Source organism: Citrobacter sp. Cpo074, assembly GCF_030332745.1.
In the GTDB taxonomy this organism is placed as follows: domain Bacteria; phylum Pseudomonadota; class Gammaproteobacteria; order Enterobacterales; family Enterobacteriaceae; genus Citrobacter; species Citrobacter portucalensis.
In genome coordinates, this window is the sequence record NZ_JAOWHG010000027.1 from 748603 (window position 1) to 764029 (window position 15427).

Annotated in this window: 15 protein-coding genes; 2 read left to right on the forward strand and 13 right to left on the reverse strand. The window is 49.2% G+C overall.

Translation table 11 applies throughout. The features are described 5' to 3' along the window. Positions 1-131 precede the first annotated feature (131 nt). Positions 132-2279: a formate dehydrogenase subunit alpha gene (fdhF, locus tag OGX83_RS08215; RefSeq protein WP_286587748.1), complete on the forward strand. Its 2148-nt coding sequence runs from the start codon at positions 132-134 to the stop codon at positions 2277-2279. Between the two features lie 52 nt (positions 2280-2331). Here fdhF and OGX83_RS08220 read toward each other — a convergent pair whose 3' ends face one another. From OGX83_RS08220 to OGX83_RS08270, 11 genes are all read right to left on the reverse strand, one after another. Continuing rightward, positions 2332-2976: a hypothetical protein gene (locus tag OGX83_RS08220; protein WP_208744395.1), complete on the reverse strand. Its 645-nt coding sequence runs from the start codon at positions 2974-2976 to the stop codon at positions 2332-2334. 217 nt (positions 2977-3193) lie between these two features. Next, positions 3194-3376: a DUF1869 domain-containing protein gene (locus OGX83_RS08225; RefSeq protein WP_003832433.1), complete on the reverse strand. Its 183-nt coding sequence runs from the start codon at positions 3374-3376 to the stop codon at positions 3194-3196. A gap of 3 nt (positions 3377-3379) precedes the next feature. Then, positions 3380-3742: a DUF1971 domain-containing protein YeaR gene (gene yeaR, locus OGX83_RS08230; protein ID WP_003030735.1), complete on the reverse strand. Its 363-nt coding sequence runs from the start codon at positions 3740-3742 to the stop codon at positions 3380-3382. Positions 3743-3915: 173 nt separating this feature from the next. After that, on the reverse strand, positions 3916-4554 hold the full coding sequence (gene leuE, locus OGX83_RS08235; RefSeq protein ID WP_003832429.1) for a leucine efflux protein LeuE: 639 nt from the start codon (positions 4552-4554) through the stop codon (positions 3916-3918). A 139-nt stretch (positions 4555-4693) separates the two neighbouring features. After that, a complete protein-coding gene (zinT, locus tag OGX83_RS08240) occupies positions 4694-5344 on the reverse strand; it encodes a metal-binding protein ZinT (protein ID WP_003832427.1) in 651 nt (216 codons plus the stop codon). A 77-nt stretch (positions 5345-5421) separates the two neighbouring features. Further along, positions 5422-5937: a phospholipase D family nuclease gene (locus OGX83_RS08245; protein WP_003832425.1), complete on the reverse strand. Its 516-nt coding sequence runs from the start codon at positions 5935-5937 to the stop codon at positions 5422-5424. 31 nt (positions 5938-5968) lie between these two features. Continuing rightward, positions 5969-6556, reverse strand: coding sequence for an ATP-binding cassette domain-containing protein (locus tag OGX83_RS08250; protein ID WP_286587749.1), 588 nt, complete (start codon positions 6554-6556; stop codon positions 5969-5971). Next, positions 6540-7334 carry an ATP-binding cassette domain-containing protein gene (locus OGX83_RS08255; protein WP_286587751.1) on the reverse strand — a complete coding sequence of 265 codons (795 nt, stop codon included), beginning with the start codon at positions 7332-7334 and terminating at the stop codon, positions 6540-6542. Before OGX83_RS08255 ends, OGX83_RS08250 begins: the two co-directional genes overlap by 17 nt. Further along, positions 7328-8140 carry an ABC transporter permease gene (locus OGX83_RS08260; RefSeq protein WP_060682335.1) on the reverse strand — a complete coding sequence of 271 codons (813 nt, stop codon included), beginning with the start codon at positions 8138-8140 and terminating at the stop codon, positions 7328-7330. The genes OGX83_RS08255 and OGX83_RS08260 overlap by 7 nt, the downstream gene beginning before the upstream one ends. Beyond that, positions 8130-9104: an ABC transporter permease gene (locus tag OGX83_RS08265; RefSeq protein ID WP_071444754.1), complete on the reverse strand. Its 975-nt coding sequence runs from the start codon at positions 9102-9104 to the stop codon at positions 8130-8132. Before OGX83_RS08265 ends, OGX83_RS08260 begins: the two co-directional genes overlap by 11 nt. Continuing rightward, entirely contained in the window at positions 9104-10726 is a 1623-nt protein-coding gene (locus OGX83_RS08270) for an ABC transporter substrate-binding protein (RefSeq protein WP_234102939.1), read from the reverse strand. The genes OGX83_RS08265 and OGX83_RS08270 overlap by 1 nt, the downstream gene beginning before the upstream one ends. 395 nt (positions 10727-11121) lie before the next feature. Here OGX83_RS08270 and OGX83_RS08275 point away from each other — a divergent pair, with 395 nt between their 5' ends. Continuing rightward, the gene (locus tag OGX83_RS08275) at positions 11122-13209 is read left to right on the forward strand and encodes a TonB-dependent receptor (protein ID WP_234610398.1); all 2088 of its coding nucleotides are present in this window, start codon (positions 11122-11124) and stop codon (positions 13207-13209) included. A gap of 116 nt (positions 13210-13325) precedes the next feature. Here the strand turns inward: OGX83_RS08275 and OGX83_RS08280 are convergent, their stop codons facing one another. Continuing rightward, positions 13326-13523: a hypothetical protein gene (locus OGX83_RS08280; protein ID WP_003832412.1), complete on the reverse strand. Its 198-nt coding sequence runs from the start codon at positions 13521-13523 to the stop codon at positions 13326-13328. A gap of 169 nt (positions 13524-13692) precedes the next feature. After that, the gene (gene pdeG / locus OGX83_RS08285) at positions 13693-15216 is read right to left on the reverse strand and encodes a cyclic di-3',5'-guanosine monophosphate phosphodiesterase PdeG (RefSeq protein WP_020996464.1); all 1524 of its coding nucleotides are present in this window, start codon (positions 15214-15216) and stop codon (positions 13693-13695) included. Positions 15217-15427: the final 211 nt, after the last annotated feature.

Consider the following 15427-nt stretch of genomic DNA (forward strand, 5'->3'; position numbering starts at 1 on the left):
GCTGGGTTTTCACTTCTGGCACACTTTATGCTTAAACAACCCGTCGATACGACAAATCGTAGTCCGCGGTGCTTATCGCGTGGCTGCGTCTACAATTCGCGCTATTTCAGCATTTAACAGGTCTGTTATTGATGAAAAAAATCACCAGTGTTTGCCCATACTGTGGGGCCGGGTGCAAGCTCAAGCTTGTTGTCGAAAATAACAAAATCATCCGCGCCGAAGCCGCAGAGGGTGTAACGAACCAAAATCAGTTATGCCTGAAAGGCTATTATGGTTGGGACTTTCTTAACGACACACGCCTCCTGACTCCCCGTCTGACTCGCCCGATGATCCGTTATGAAAAAGGTGGCAAATTCACGCCCGTTAGCTGGGATGAAGCCATTCGTTACACCGCAAAACGCTTATCTGAAATCAAAAATACCTATGGCCCTCGCGCCATCATGACTACCGGCTCTTCCCGGGGAACCGGAAATGAAACCAACTACGTGATGCAAAAATTCGCACGTGGCGTACTTCATACCAATAATGTCGATTGTTGTGCCCGCGTCTGTCATGGCCCTTCCGTTGCCGGATTACAGGAAACGTTAGGCAATGGCGCCATGAGCAATTCCATCAGCGACATTGAAAACTCAAAATGCCTGCTGATCTTTGGTTATAACTGCGCCGACTCGCACCCAATCGTGGCCCGACGAGTGATTAAAGCTCGCCAGAATGGCGCAAAAATCATTGTCTGCGACCCACGTCGTATTGAAACCGCCCGTATTGCTGACCAACATTTGCAGTTGAAAAACGGTTGCAACATGGCGCTGGTTAATGCCTTTGGTCATGTTCTTATCGAAGAGCAACTCTACGATCGCGAGTATGTGCAAAAGCATGCGGAAGGGTTGGAAACATACTGGGAAACCGTTAAGGGCTATGCGCCTGAAGCCGTTGAACATTTGACCGGCATTCCCGCACAGCAGGTTCGTCAGGCAATGCGTACATTTGCCGCAGCACCATCGGCAACCGTAATGTGGGGGATGGGCGTCACCCAGTTTGGTCAGGCCGTTGATGTGGTTCGCGGTTTGTCGAGCCTGGCGTTGTTGACCGGGAATCTGGGTCGCCCTAACGTCGGCGTTGGTCCCGTTCGCGGGCAAAATAACGTGCAGGGAGCGTGCGATATGGGGGTACTACCTAACCAGTTCCCGGGGTATCAGGACGTGACCGATTCCGCCGTCAGGGAAAAATTCGCCAGCGCATGGGGCATTGACGTTAATCAGATGGATGACAAGGTTGGAACGCGCATCACTGAAGTTCCTCATCTGGCTCTCGAAGGCAAAATAAAAGCCTACTACATCATGGGAGAAGATCCGCTGCAAACCGAGGCGGACCTGGGCCTGGTTCGCGAAGGGTTTAACGCGCTCGATTTTATCGTCGTGCAGGATATCTTCATGACTAAGACAGCGGAAATGGCCGACGTCCTCCTGCCGGCCACCTCATGGGGCGAACATGGCGGTGTCTTTACCTGCGCCGATCGTGGCTTCCAGCGTTTTGAGAAAGCGATTGAACCCACCGGTGATGTAAAGCGTGACTGGGAGATTATCAGCCTGCTGGCCAGCGAAATGGGCTATCCAATGCAGTATCAAAATAACCAGCAAATCTGGGATGAGATGCGCGAGCTGTGCCCGCTGTTCTACGGCGTGACCTATGAGAAAATGGGGGAAATGGGGCATGTTCAGTGGCCGTGCCCCGATCTCGATAGTCCTGGTACGCCGTACCTTTACGCGCACAGCCAGTTTGATACCGTCAACGGCAAAGGCAAACTGTTTGCCGCACCGTGGCGAGCGCCCGCAGAAGTCCCGGATGACAATTATCCGCTGGTGTTGTGTACCGTGCGTGAAGTTGGGCATTACTCCTGTCGCTCGATGACCGGTAACTGCGCAGCGTTACAAGCGTTGGCTGATGAACCAGGATATGTGCAAATCAATACCCATGATGCCGAAAAACTGGGTATCCGTCATCGTGATCTGGTGTGGGTCAGCTCGCGTCGGGGTAAGGTCATCAGCCGTACGGATGTATCCGAGCGTATCAATTCCGGAACGGTGTATATGACCTATCAATGGTGGATTGGTGCATGCAACGAGTTGACCCAGGATAACCTCGATCCAATCTCGAAAACGCCGGAAACCAAATATTGTGCCGTAAATATCGAGCACATTAGCGATCAGGGATGGGCTGAAAAGTATGCCGCTCAATCGTATAGCGACATGAAATCGCGCTTATGTGAGGCCATTGCGTAATTCCCCACCATCGCCACCTGAGTCTGGATACCCAGACTCAGGTTTTATCTCATTACTTTACCAGGTGTGGTTCACTGAAGCGGATGGAGGCAGATTCCTCCTGCATATCCCGCTGCATAAAACCGAGGTTCATCAGAAACAGGCCAGCCATAAACGGCAGTTCGTACAATTCTTCAATCATATCGCCATATTGGACATTGTGCAGGAAGATGGGAGCCAGCAGACGATGATGCTCTACCGTATCGGAAATCAAAAATGCGCAGGCGGTGATCGCCAGCAGCCAGAGCGGTAGCGGTTCATTACGCACGCGTCGGACAATATCCAGGCGTAAGCGCTTCGACATCAGCACCGGCAGAATAATCATGGAAATCATTACAACAGAGATAGCTCTGAACAGAAGTTTAGGCTGCTCCGGGAAATAGTCACGGCCCCAACTGGTGCTTCTCCCCAGCAATACCAACCACCACACGGCTGCCCAAAGCCAAAATTGCTTCTCGCCTTCAGGGCGTGATAAAGGCCGGATATAGCCAAGGGTAAATACGGCACCAAACAGTAGCCATAGCGCCTGCCCATTTTCGATCCATCTGACGACAGTGCCGTTAAGCAGCGGAAGATTCCAGTTCGCGGTGAACGGGATCGCCACAATGACCAGTCCTAGAATAAGTGTGGGGAATGTAATTTGGGTATTCAGTTTCATAAGCGCGATGTTCTGTATTGTTACTGTTTTGCGATCATAACTCCTGTGAATGATCGACAATTAGCATTCAATGCGGATTTCTTAAGGTATTCTTAAGAAATCTTTTTCGGACATCACTACGTTCAACACAAATAAAAAAACCGCACGGCGCCGTCAAAACGCTGTGCGGTTAGTACATTAAAATTCTGTGTATTCAATCAGTAAGAGTATTTAATACCTACCATCCGCAGACTTCGTGCTCATTCTCGGTATCGTACGAACGGACGGTATTGACCAAGTCTTTGACCACTTCTGCTGCCACATCCGGCACCAGTAATGTCATGGGCGCTTCTGTTTCATAATCCACAGAAACACCGTTGCTGTTATTGGTCACTGTTACGGTATAGGTTGCTTTGCCCATGATTTACTCCTTGCCGGTGCGCACGACTTTTCGTTGATTTGCACTCTCCATCAGAACTTCCGGGGCAACGAAAAAATCGATATTAAAGTAAGTGTCGTCGGTCATCACTTCGATGTTATGCCATTTTTCCGGCGGAAAAACGCCAAACTGACCGGCTTCAATAACCATCACCTCTACTGGCTCCGGACTGTGTTCATCGGCGTATCCGAGATATTTGACCGCCCCCTGCATAACCGAAAGTCGTGGATAAACCCCGGCACGAGTTCCTTTATCAAGGTGGCGTTCGAAAATTCCGGCAGGCGCAGTTTCTTTGTTCCAGAATGGTGTAGAGCGTGTATGGATATGATTCTGTGGAATTTGAAGCATTTTTCTTCCCTTTTCCAGTCGACAACCAGCGAGTCTTATTGAATCGCTGCTGTACACAGGGTACGCCTCAAAATATACATTTAAAATACCATTTATTGGTTATAACCCTGCAATTACAAATGAAAAGCAAAGCGTCATATTGAAGGCCCGCCGCAACCAGCGGGCCGATAGCATCACGACTGAAGCGTGGCCAGACGAGCGGCAAAACCAACGAAAATCAGGCCGATTAGGGAATTACCCACTTTGGCCAGTTTTTTCTTGGTGCGAATATACTGCGTCACGAACGCGCCGGAGAAAATAAGGAAGCTCAGATAGAAAAAACTCACTACTTCAAGCGTAATGGCCAAAATAAAGAATGACAGCCCTGAGTGCGGTGCATTGACATCAATAAACTGCACGAAGAACGAAACATAAAACAAAATAGCTTTGGGATTCGTCAGGCTTAGAATTAATGCTCGCTTAAAAATAGCGCCAAACGGGACTTCCTCAGGTGCGGCGTCGCTTGCTTTCGATTTCAGTGTCGCATACAGGATCTTCGCACCGAGATACAGCAGATAAAAAGCGCCGAGATAACGAACGATGTTGAACAAAACGGGCGTTGTTTTGATCAATGCGGCAACACCGGCATAGGCCAAAAACATCAACACGGCATCACCGATAAACACACCGCTTGCGGCGAGATAACCACCCTTCACTCCCCGACCGACGCTGTTCTTCAACACAAATATCGTATTTGGCCCCGGTACCAACACGATAAAAATGGCTCCCACCAGATACGTCCAGTAATTCAGAACTCCATACTCTGCGAACACGTTAACCTCTTCCTGAAAAAACACATGCACTTGCTGCGATACAATATGCTAACGAATGCATCGGGTGATGGAAAGAGAAGGTTATGAATTAAAAAACCCGCCACTGGTGACGGGTGTGTACAGATAAGGTTAGTCCGGATTAATGGTGCAGCATCTCATCCACAACCTCTTCTCCCTTCAACTGATAAGGGTAGTAGGTAGGCCAGTTTTCCATCTCTTCAAGCAAGGCTGCCTGCGAGGTATTTCCCATAAAGATATGGAAGTGGCTCGATTTACGCGGCGCGATAATATGATCGCTAAATTGCACATATTTAGGCGCTTTGCTGTCAGCAGCTTTACACTCAAACAGATACCGTACACCTTTCTTGCCTGATTTATAATTCAGGATCTTATATCCGGCGTAGTCGTATTTACATGATGCAACCTGATTCCCGGTATGAAACTCCATCACGCCATTTTCAATACCGATAGTGTCTACGTTGGTTGCATAGCCTGTACGGTAATACGCTTTGATTTGTTCTGCCGTTTTGCTTTTATCTTTCTCCGCTTTCTTTTTGAATACTGGGTCAAGTTCGCCGCTGACCAGATACGGATAAACAGATTGCCACATGCCATCCCAGTCGGTCAGCGCCCTGTTCTGCACCTGGTTGTCATCAAATACCCCTTCCGACGCCTTTTGTTCTGCTTCACTCATTGGCGCACCATGGGAATGATGACCATGCGCCAGAACCGAACTACTGACTAAAAGCATCCCCAGAGCGATTGTCAGTTTCTTAAAACGAATAGCCAAAATTTCACCCTCAAATCATTTGCGAGTGAATTGTTATAATATAACATCACATTTAAATCAACGGCGTTGTGAAGCATTTAACCGCTCTGGTGCGCGATTTTCCAACGGCTGTCAAAATGGGCCTGATACTGCGCAACAACGGCAGGTTCGTCACGAATAACTAACACATTTTCAGAGTTGGCAAATTCTGCGGATTTGGCAAAGTTGAATGAACCGGTTTCCAGCGTGTCGCCATCAATAATCATTACCTTGTCATGCTGGATGTGGTAGTGACCATCCAGTTGCACATCAACCCCATTCGCGGCAGCAAACGCGATGGCCTTCTGGCTAACCTTGCCCTGGTTACGTTTCTTATCGATAACAGCCCGAACCACTACGCCTCTCTTTTCAGCGTTTACCAGGGCCTGAACAATATCTGCAGACTGAAATGAATAAGCCATCATATCGATGCTGTGCTGCGCATGGTTAATTGAATCCAGCACTAAAGCCCGAGCCGACCCTTCCGGTGAAAAACCCACCTGAATGGAAGCATGTGCTGCAAAAGCACCCGCCCCGTACATTAGCGCAGCCACAGCGATAGTTTTTACAATCACGTTAGTTATTTGCCTGAAATGCGAAAGAGACCTAAGAGAGTAGCGCTCGCGTGCAGATCTGATCAAGCAGCGCCTGCTGATGACTGATAATGAGCATACCCAATGGCCGACGCTGAGATTCTTCAAGCAGCAGCGCCCAGATATCCCGTTGAATAGAAGGATCAAGCTGGGCTGTAATTTCATCGGCAATAAGAAAACGTGTCCGCGGGTCCAGCGCGCGAAGTAAAGCAATTCGCGCCAGTTCACCACCAGAAAGCTGTCCAGGGCGACGGGTTAACCATTCCGGTTTGATATGCAGGCGGGTAAGGATTTCTGCGCCAGGCCGCCAGGCGTCATGAACCGCATCACCGGTGCTACGCCGTGGGTTAAAGGTTAATTCCGGATGCTGCGGTACCAGTTGCACCGGGCAATATTGATGCGTCGGTAGCGGCTGGTCATCGATAAGAATGTCGCCCGAGGTCGGCTTTTGCCAGCCCGCCAGCACACGTCCCAACGTCGTTTTGCCGGTTCCGCTGGGCGCACAAATCCCAATACGTTCACCGGGGTGCAATGAGAAAGAAAGGTTTTGCCACAGCACCTTCCCTCCCTGACTAATCACGACATCACGACAGCACAGCATCGCGCTCTCCAAAAAGTTGATTTCTTTCAGGCAGAGCCTGCCATTGACGTTGCAGATGCTCGCTAATTTCCCCGCGCAACAGCTGTTCACGACTAACGTTATCCGACACGCTTCCCTGGTGCAGCGCGACGATGCGATCCGCATGGCGGGCCGCCAGCGTGAGATCGTGCGTTACCCATAAAACACCAGCCCCCTGTTCACATAAACCACGCAACTGCTCAAGCAGTTGATTAGCGAGAGGTGCATCAAGCCAGGCGGTAATTTCATCCGCCAGAATATAGCGAGCCTGACTCAGAGACGCATGACAAGCCAGAACACGTTTTGCCATACCGCCTGAAAGCTGACGCGGAAAAGCATCTAATACGCGACTTTCCAGTCGGCTACGCTGGAGCAATCGTTCAATTTTTCCGGCATTCCATTGCTGGTCAGAAAGCTGGCATGCCCTGCGCAGATGCTTTTCAATTGATAGCAGCGGGTTAAGTGCCTGAATACCTTGCGGGACGTAGCTGAAGGTATTGCCACGACATTTGCGAATATCATCACTGCCCAGCGTTTTACCTTCCAGGGTAATAACGCCGTTGAAACGCAAATTGTCTGGTAAGAGATCGAGTAGACATTGCAGCAACAGGCTTTTACCTTCTCCACTTCCTCCAACTAGCGCCACCATCTGACCAGGCGCTACGTCGAAAGAGATATCCTGCAACAGCGAAGACCAGTTTTTCGCGCCGTACCAGCGATAACGCGCCACGTCCAGCGAGACCTGCCTTAAACTCAACATGCGTCACCTCGTAACCACAAACGATGCACCGCCCTTGCGAGCTGATCGAATAACATCACCAGACTGAACAGCATCAGTCCTGGAAACAGCACTAACCACCAGTCACCATGACTGATAAACCGCAGCGCATCCGCCAGCAGCAGGCCCAGCGACGGTTCATGCGGTGCCAGTCCAAAACCGAGGAAGCTTAACGCCGCGCTGTGCAACACTGCATGGGGAAACATCAGCAATGTCCCGGTTAGCCACTGGGGTAACAACGCCGGTAGATAGTGATGCCGCCAGCAGTAAAAATGGCCGTGTCCCAGACGCCAGGTCAACGTCAGATAGTCACTGTGGGCCACGCGCTGCGCTTCAGCACGCAGGATCAGCGCCAGACGCGGCCAGTGCGTTAGTGCAACCGCCATGATTACCCCGTTTTTCCCACCACCCAGCGTAAAACAGATCAAAATAAGCAACAGCAGATGCGGCATCGATAGCATGGCATCAGTAATTAGACGCATAAGCACATCCAGACGCGGATGTATGCGCGAAACCGCCGCCATTAGTAGCGCAATCAAGCCACTGCACAACGCCGCACCAATACCAATTTGCAGACTGGTCAGTGCACCCTGAAAACAACGGATCCACAGATCGCGACCGAGGTTATCGGTGCCAAACCAGTACATCGCATCAGGTGGAAGATGACGGGCAAGCAGATTAACGCTCAACGGGTTATCCAGCATTGCGGCACCATACACTGCAATGAATAACAGGCAGCTAAAAGAGAACAAAAGACGAATTAGCGTCGGCGTCGGGTTATAGAGCATCAGGTCGCTCCAGAGCACGGTTCAACATACGGACAAGCCAGGTAGACAGCGAGTTGCCAATAAACACCAGTACGGTACTGAACAACACAATCCCCATCAGTAACGGCAGATCGCCGCGTAACCCGGCATCAATAGTGGCCTGCCCCAGTCCTGGGTAAGCAAAGACTTTTTCGGCCAATAGTGCACCTCCCAACAGTTCTCCCAGTGAGGCAAACTGCAAACACAGCGCAGGCGTAATTGCATGACGCAGAACCTGATGGCGTAACAGTGACCAGCCTTTATCTCCCTGGGAACGCGCAAAACGGACAAATTCGCTTTTCATTACGCTGGCGATGCTTTCCCGCGTGTGAAGCGTAATTTGCCCCAGTCCCAGCAAACTGAGCGCGCAAACGGGAAGCACCAGATGACGCAGACGCTCGGTCAGCGTCACCATATCGCCGCTGTTGCCCGGCTCCCACGCGCAGCAGACCGGAAATACCGGCCAGCGCACGGCAAATAGCGCCAGCAGCAACATGCCAATCCAGAAGGTCGGCAGCGAAGAAAGCAGATAGCTGAGGCGACAGATTGCTTTGTCCGGCCAGCGATTCAGGTAGCGACCCGCGACAAACCCCATTGCCGTTCCCAATATGCCGGAGAGTAGCCACGCGCCGCCAAGCAGCGCAAACGAGGTGGAAAAGCGTTCCTTGATCACGCTGGCAACCGGCGCATTAAACAACATGGAATAGCCGAGATCGCCCTGCAATACACGAACAAACCAGTGACCAAAACGCTCCCATAGCGGCTGGTCCAATCCCCAGCGAGCAGCAATGCGTGCATATTGCTCCGGCGGCACATGCAGGAGATCGTTGCCGATATAAGCGCGAATCGGATCGACTGGAGAAAAGCTGAGCAGCACAAAAGTGCCAGCCGCAACCAGCACTAATAACACTATCAGCCGTAGAAAATGGCCCACAACAGACTTCATCAACGGCAGGTCCAGGTCCATTCGTCCAAATTATTGAGCAGTGACCAACTACCGTGAATCTCCGGTGCGCCTTTGCCTAAATCAATACACGGATTTGCCAGATAAGTGTGCTGAATATTCAGCAGCCATGCCCAGGCAGCATCGCCCTGCACGCCAGCCCCTTGCTTACCATCCCACTCCACCTGTTGCCAGAAAGGTAACGCCTTTTGCCAGTCTGGGGCGTCGATAGCCTGTTTAAGGTGCTGTTCAACAACAGGATTGCTGTAATAACCTGGGTTGTAATATTCCACGCCCGCGGCCTGATTACTGTAATGATGGAAAAGCTCCATCGGATCCAGGCTTCCCCAACCAAATAACGTCGGGTTCGCATGCATGTGACGTTCAACGGTTTCCCAGCTTCCTGATTGCAGCGAGATCTGAATACCCACCGGCTCCAGCATTGCGCGAACAGCTTCGGCTAAATCCCGGCGCGTACTGTCACCGCTGGCGTACCATAAAGTCAGTCGAGCCTCTTTGCCGTCTTTCACTCGCACGCCATCTTTACCTACCTTCCAGCCGGCTTCTTCCAGAATCGTACGTGCTTTTTCGCTATCACCATCTTTGAACGCAACGGATTGCCCCTGCCATGGCAGCCCTTGCACTGCGCTATATGCAGGAATCGCATGACCTTCCATGACCTGATCGGCAAGCTGCTTACGGTCGATGGCATAGTTTATGGCGCGCCTGATGGCAACATCGGCAGTGATATCGTTCCCAATCGGATAGCCATTGGCGTCTTTTTTACCTGCAGGAACCATCGGGAACACAATGCCCCGGTTTTCCACGCTATCGCGTACCCAAAGTTTCAAATTTGTCTGCTGAGGAGCGACCGCCATCGACGGCGCGATACGTACGAGTCCCAGTTGGCCACTGAGCGCTGCGGCATAAGCGTTATCTTCATCAAGGAAGACAAACACCAGCTTACTGAAATCATTTTTCTTACCGGCATACCAGGGGTTAGCCTCCACGATCAACTGCTGTCCCGGCTGAAAACTCACCAGTCGATAAGGACCCGCGCCAATCGGATTTTTGGCAAATGTTTTTTCGTCATACCGTTTCGCCGGAACAATACCCAAAGAACCCAGCACATTCACAAAGGTGCTCTGTGGGCTATTTAGCGTAATTTCTACCGTGCGATTATCTTTCAGGCTGGCATGGGTGAAGTTTCCCATGTCGATTTTGCCGCCGCTTTTTGCTGCTTTGTTATAGGTGAACACCACATCTTCAGCGGTTAGCGGGGAACCATCAGAGAATTTAAGGTCAGGTTTTAACGTCAACGTCCAGGTTTTGCCGTCTGCGCTGGTCTCTACTTTTTCCGTCAGCAGGTTTCCCCAGCTCATATCTGCATTTTGTTTTAATAATGGTGCATGCAAAAGCAAATAGCTGCCATGACTCCAGCCCAGCATCGGGTCAAAACCTTCCGTTGGTTCTGGGCCAATTGCCAGTTTTAACGTCTGCCCTTCGTTCGCATTTTGCGCGGCAAGAAGTGGTGAAGTTAATGCGAGAGTCAATGCGCACGTAAGCAGTGCCAGCTTGCCTTTGATCATTATGTTATCCAGATTTACGTTATTTTTATGCCGCATAACGATTTACCGTCGTTAAGCAGTCTCCTGGGGAAGGGATTATGGCGGACAGAAATGATGAAAAAAATGATGCGGCGCAGAAAAGTATGACGATTTTCTAAAATTATCATACTTTTTTCTGATACTCCGTTATGAGTACGATGTGAATCTCAGAAAATAGATTAATCCCTCGCCATTTATTCACAGGAATATTAATCCCGAACTAATAATTGCCTGTGCGGACTATTGGCCCTTCCTGCTAATTCCTTATCTAAAACTCATGACAATTTATGTATATTTATTCAAGAAAAACACCAGAAGTGACAAGTTATGTAAATTTGTAATGATAATTATTTGTATTATCATTTCCATCAATTATCTTACTGCCTTTGAATTTTAACAAAGGAAGTTTGACTATGCGTTTAAAACCTGTTGCCTCTGTCGTTCTGTCCTGTTTAGGATTTTCCAGCCCCCTGGTATTTGCTGAAGATGTCATGGTGGTAACCGCTTCCGGTTATGAAAAGAAAATCACCAATGCCGCCGCCAGCGTCTCTGTTATTTCTCAGCAAGAGTTACAAACCAATAAATATAATGACTTAGGTGAAGCCCTGCGTTCTGTTGAAGGGGTAGATGTTGAAAGCAGCACCGGTAAAACCGGCGGTCTGGAGATCAGCATCCGTGGCATGCCTGCCAGCTATACCTTGATCCTGATTGACGGTATTCGTCAAAACGGCAGCAGCGACGTAACGCCAAACGGTTTCTCTGCCATGAATACCAGCTTTATGCCCCCGCTGGCGGCGATCGATCATATTGAGGTAATCCGCGGCCCGATGTCGACGCTTTATGGGTCCGACGCAATCGGTGGCGTGGTGAATATCATCACCAAAAAAAGCACCGATAAATGGAGCACTTCCATCAATACCGGCGTTAACCTGCAAGAGAGTAATAAATGGGGTAACAGTACGGTCGCCAACTTCTGGTCAAGCGGCCCGTTGATTGCGGGCGTACTGGATATGCAGGTTCGGGGGAGCACAACCCAGCGTCAGGGTTCCAGCGTCACCTCCCTCAGCGATACCGCCTCCACCCGCGTACCTTATCCTACCGAATCGGAAAACTATAATATTGGCACGCGCCTCGACTGGAAAACCAATGAGAACAATACGCTGTGGTTAGATCTCGACTCCGCCAGACAGCGCTATGACAACGATGATGGGCAGTTGGGCAACCTGACAGGGGGGTATGATAAAACGCTACGCTATGAGCGTAACAAAGTGACCCTCGGCCACGATACAGCCTTAACGTTCGGCACCTGGAAATCCTCCCTCGGCTGGAATGAAACCGAAAACAAAGGCCGGCAATTGGTATCTTCCGCACTCACACCAGAGAACGCAGGCCGGGCCGGTGACGCGCGTGAACTGAAGAACACCAACGTCATTCTTGACTCAGTGCTGCTGACGCCATTAGGTGATTCACACCTCTTAACCCTTGGCGGAGAATACTGGGATGCACGGATGAAAGATGGTGTGGTACTGGCCAATACCGGCGAGACGTTCCATCAAAAAACGTGGGCAGCTTATGCGGAAGATGAATGGCATATTCTCGACTCGCTGGCCTTAACCGCAGGAACACGCTATGAGCATAACGATGTCTTTGGCGGTCATCTCAGCCCGCGTGCCTATATGGTCTGGGACGTTTCCGACGACTGGACGCTCAAAGGCGGCGTAACGACAGGTTATAAAGCACCATCACTAAGCCAGTTGCATAACGGGATCAGCGGTGTAACCGCACAGGGAACGGTGAATACGGTCGGTAACCCGGACCTCAAACCTGAGGAAAGTATCAGCTACGAAACCGGGCTGTATTACGAGAACGACGCCGGGCTTAACGCCAACATTACCGGCTTCTATACCGAATACAAAAATAAAATTGTCTCATATTCTATCGATGATAATACCAACAGCTATACCAACAGCGGCAAGGCGAGGACCGATGGCGTTGAATTTGCCAGCACCTTCCCTCTATGGTCGGATGTGCTGACCCTATCTCTCAACTACACCTACACTCAGAGCAAGCAAAAAGATGGTGACAATAAAGGCGCGCCATTAAGTTACACCCCAAAACATATGGCTAACGCCCGCCTGAACTGGCAGGCAACGGAAGATATGAACGCCTGGCTCAGCGCACGTTATCGCGGCAAAGCCCCACGCTTTACCGAAAATTACGACAACCTTAGCGCGGTACAAAAGGCCGTCTATGACGATAAAGGCGCTGATTTAAAAGCCTGGACCGTTGTCGATATGGGGATGTCTTATAAGCTGACTAAAGATCTGACGCTTAATACGGCGGTTAATAACGTGCTGGATAAAGACTTTAGTGAGGTCAAATTGTACCAGGTGGGGCGTAATAGTACCTACGCAGGTGATTATTATCAGACTGCACAATCCACTACCGGATACGTAAACCCTGGTCGTAACTACTGGGTGTCTTTAAATTATCAGTTCTAATTTTATAAGATCCTGTTGGTCGGGGCACACTAATACCCCGACCAGCAGAATATTATTGAGAGAAGACACAAGATATAATCATCATCTTATTTTAACATATAAGAATATTTAAACAATTAATACAGAAATACCCCTTCCTGCACCATTAGATATAATGCCAAAACAATAATCCCGACGATACCGCCTAAAAACAGGACTGCGGCAATCGCAAGCTGATTGCGATTTGTGTTCTTCGCTTTGCTTCGCACATCCAACTTATTTTTCGCCGCTTTGTGACTTGAATCACGCTCCATCGCGAATGTTATATCTGCCATACCATTATCCAGTTGCTGTATATGAAAACACAAATAACCACCACATCGATAAGGGTATAGATTTTAAATAACAGAATCCGAGATTTGCCTCACGATAAAGATAATCGTCGGATTTTTGCTACCGAAGCAGATTTCATGCTCACTTTTCATCAATTAGGTTATCTTGTATTTATTCGACAAAAACCTTCACTTTAGGCTTTGACAGCAGAATCATGACGAACTCAGTGAAGGTTACTGGTTTATAGAAATAGTACCCTTGCAGGAAAACAATGTTGTTTTTGTTGAGATAATCAAGCTGAGCCTTCGTTTCAACCCCTTCAGCAACGATGCTTAAAGACAGCTTGCGCGCCAAATCGAGAACACAATCCAAAATTCGGGTTGAATCGGGAAGCTCATTTACCCTTCCCACAAAGCTCTGATCGATTTTAATGTAATCAATGTGCAGGTCATGCAAATAAGAAAGCCCAGAATAGCCCGTACCAAAATCATCCAGCGCAATCACAAAGCCATTCTCATGCAGGATATTGAGCCTCTGCACAAGATCTTCATCCACATCTAACGGCTCGCGCTCAGTAACTTCGATTACCAGATTGAGGTCATCGCGGTTAAAGCTATCCCTGTAATGCAGGCACTCCTGCACGAATGTAGGGGATGTGATATGGGATGCGCTGAAGTTAATGCCGACATGGAAGCCGGATGGCAGTTTGCTGGCAATGGCGTTCATATTCGCAGCGACCTGCCTCATCAGACTTTGAGTTAGTGGCACTATCAGGCCTGATTTTTCCGCTACAGGTATAAAGGAAGCAGGAGAAATATACCCGGCTTTTGGATGTTTCCATCGGGCCAGCACTTCAACACCGCGTAACGTCCCCTCGCGACCATTTACGATAGGTTGATAAAAAGGCACGATCTCTCCTTTTACTATCGCCCTGCGCAACGTTTCTTCAGGGGTATCGTTCTTGTTCAGATACTTATCAATGGCATAAGCGGCTGCAAAAGACATTAACAGGATAAAAACCAGAATCCCTGAACCCTGTGTAACCAGTCTTTTTGCACTAAACAGTGGCGGTTTATTATAAATAATACTGAACGGATACTTTGCGGAATTAACTTGACCAGACGCACGTGCGCTTGTTGTAACGGTTTTTACATCGCCCAATAAACCGAGTGCTGCGTCACCCACAAGCAACGAGTACGTTACTCCCGCTAACGGGACATTCATTGCCCCTCGGATATGCACGCCACTTATGGTGACGATGATACGGCCTGTGTGAAAACGTGTTTGATACAGCAGAACAGGTATTTCATTCTCGGTATTGCTTGCGGGAGTCAGTTGTAAATTAGTATCAGCTATAACGGGAATATGCTTAAGTAATATCCGATTACCCGGCAAAGATGTACACCAAACCTTCCCCTGTCGAATAATGATCAGCGTTCGCAAATGGGGTCGGAGCGCAGCTTCGGTTCCAAGTTGGTATTGCCCCTCCAAATCGCATTTTTTTTCAGCGATGTTCATAGCGGTACGGGTTGCCTGGAAAGCTTCATCAAGTATGTTATCCATATTTTTCGCGGCATATCTGGCCCCCCCGAGGTTTTCCATCGAAGATGAATACCAAAGCTGCATATTAAGAATAAAAACACCGATTAAAAAAAGACACACCGCAGCAGTTACCGGTAAAAGTGCTTTGCGCATTCTCATATCCTGTGGTGAAAGCCGATCGGTCGTTGCGATGAGCATTGACGTGTTCTAATTTATATCTACAGAGCATGGTAGACAGAAACAAAAGCCGCCATGCGCCCAGTCACATTTCCTCAATAACAACGTAACTTACTAATTTATTGATAAAATCATTACTGAAATTCGCAGTACAAAACCGGCGTTTCACCTCATCCAATTTTGCTAT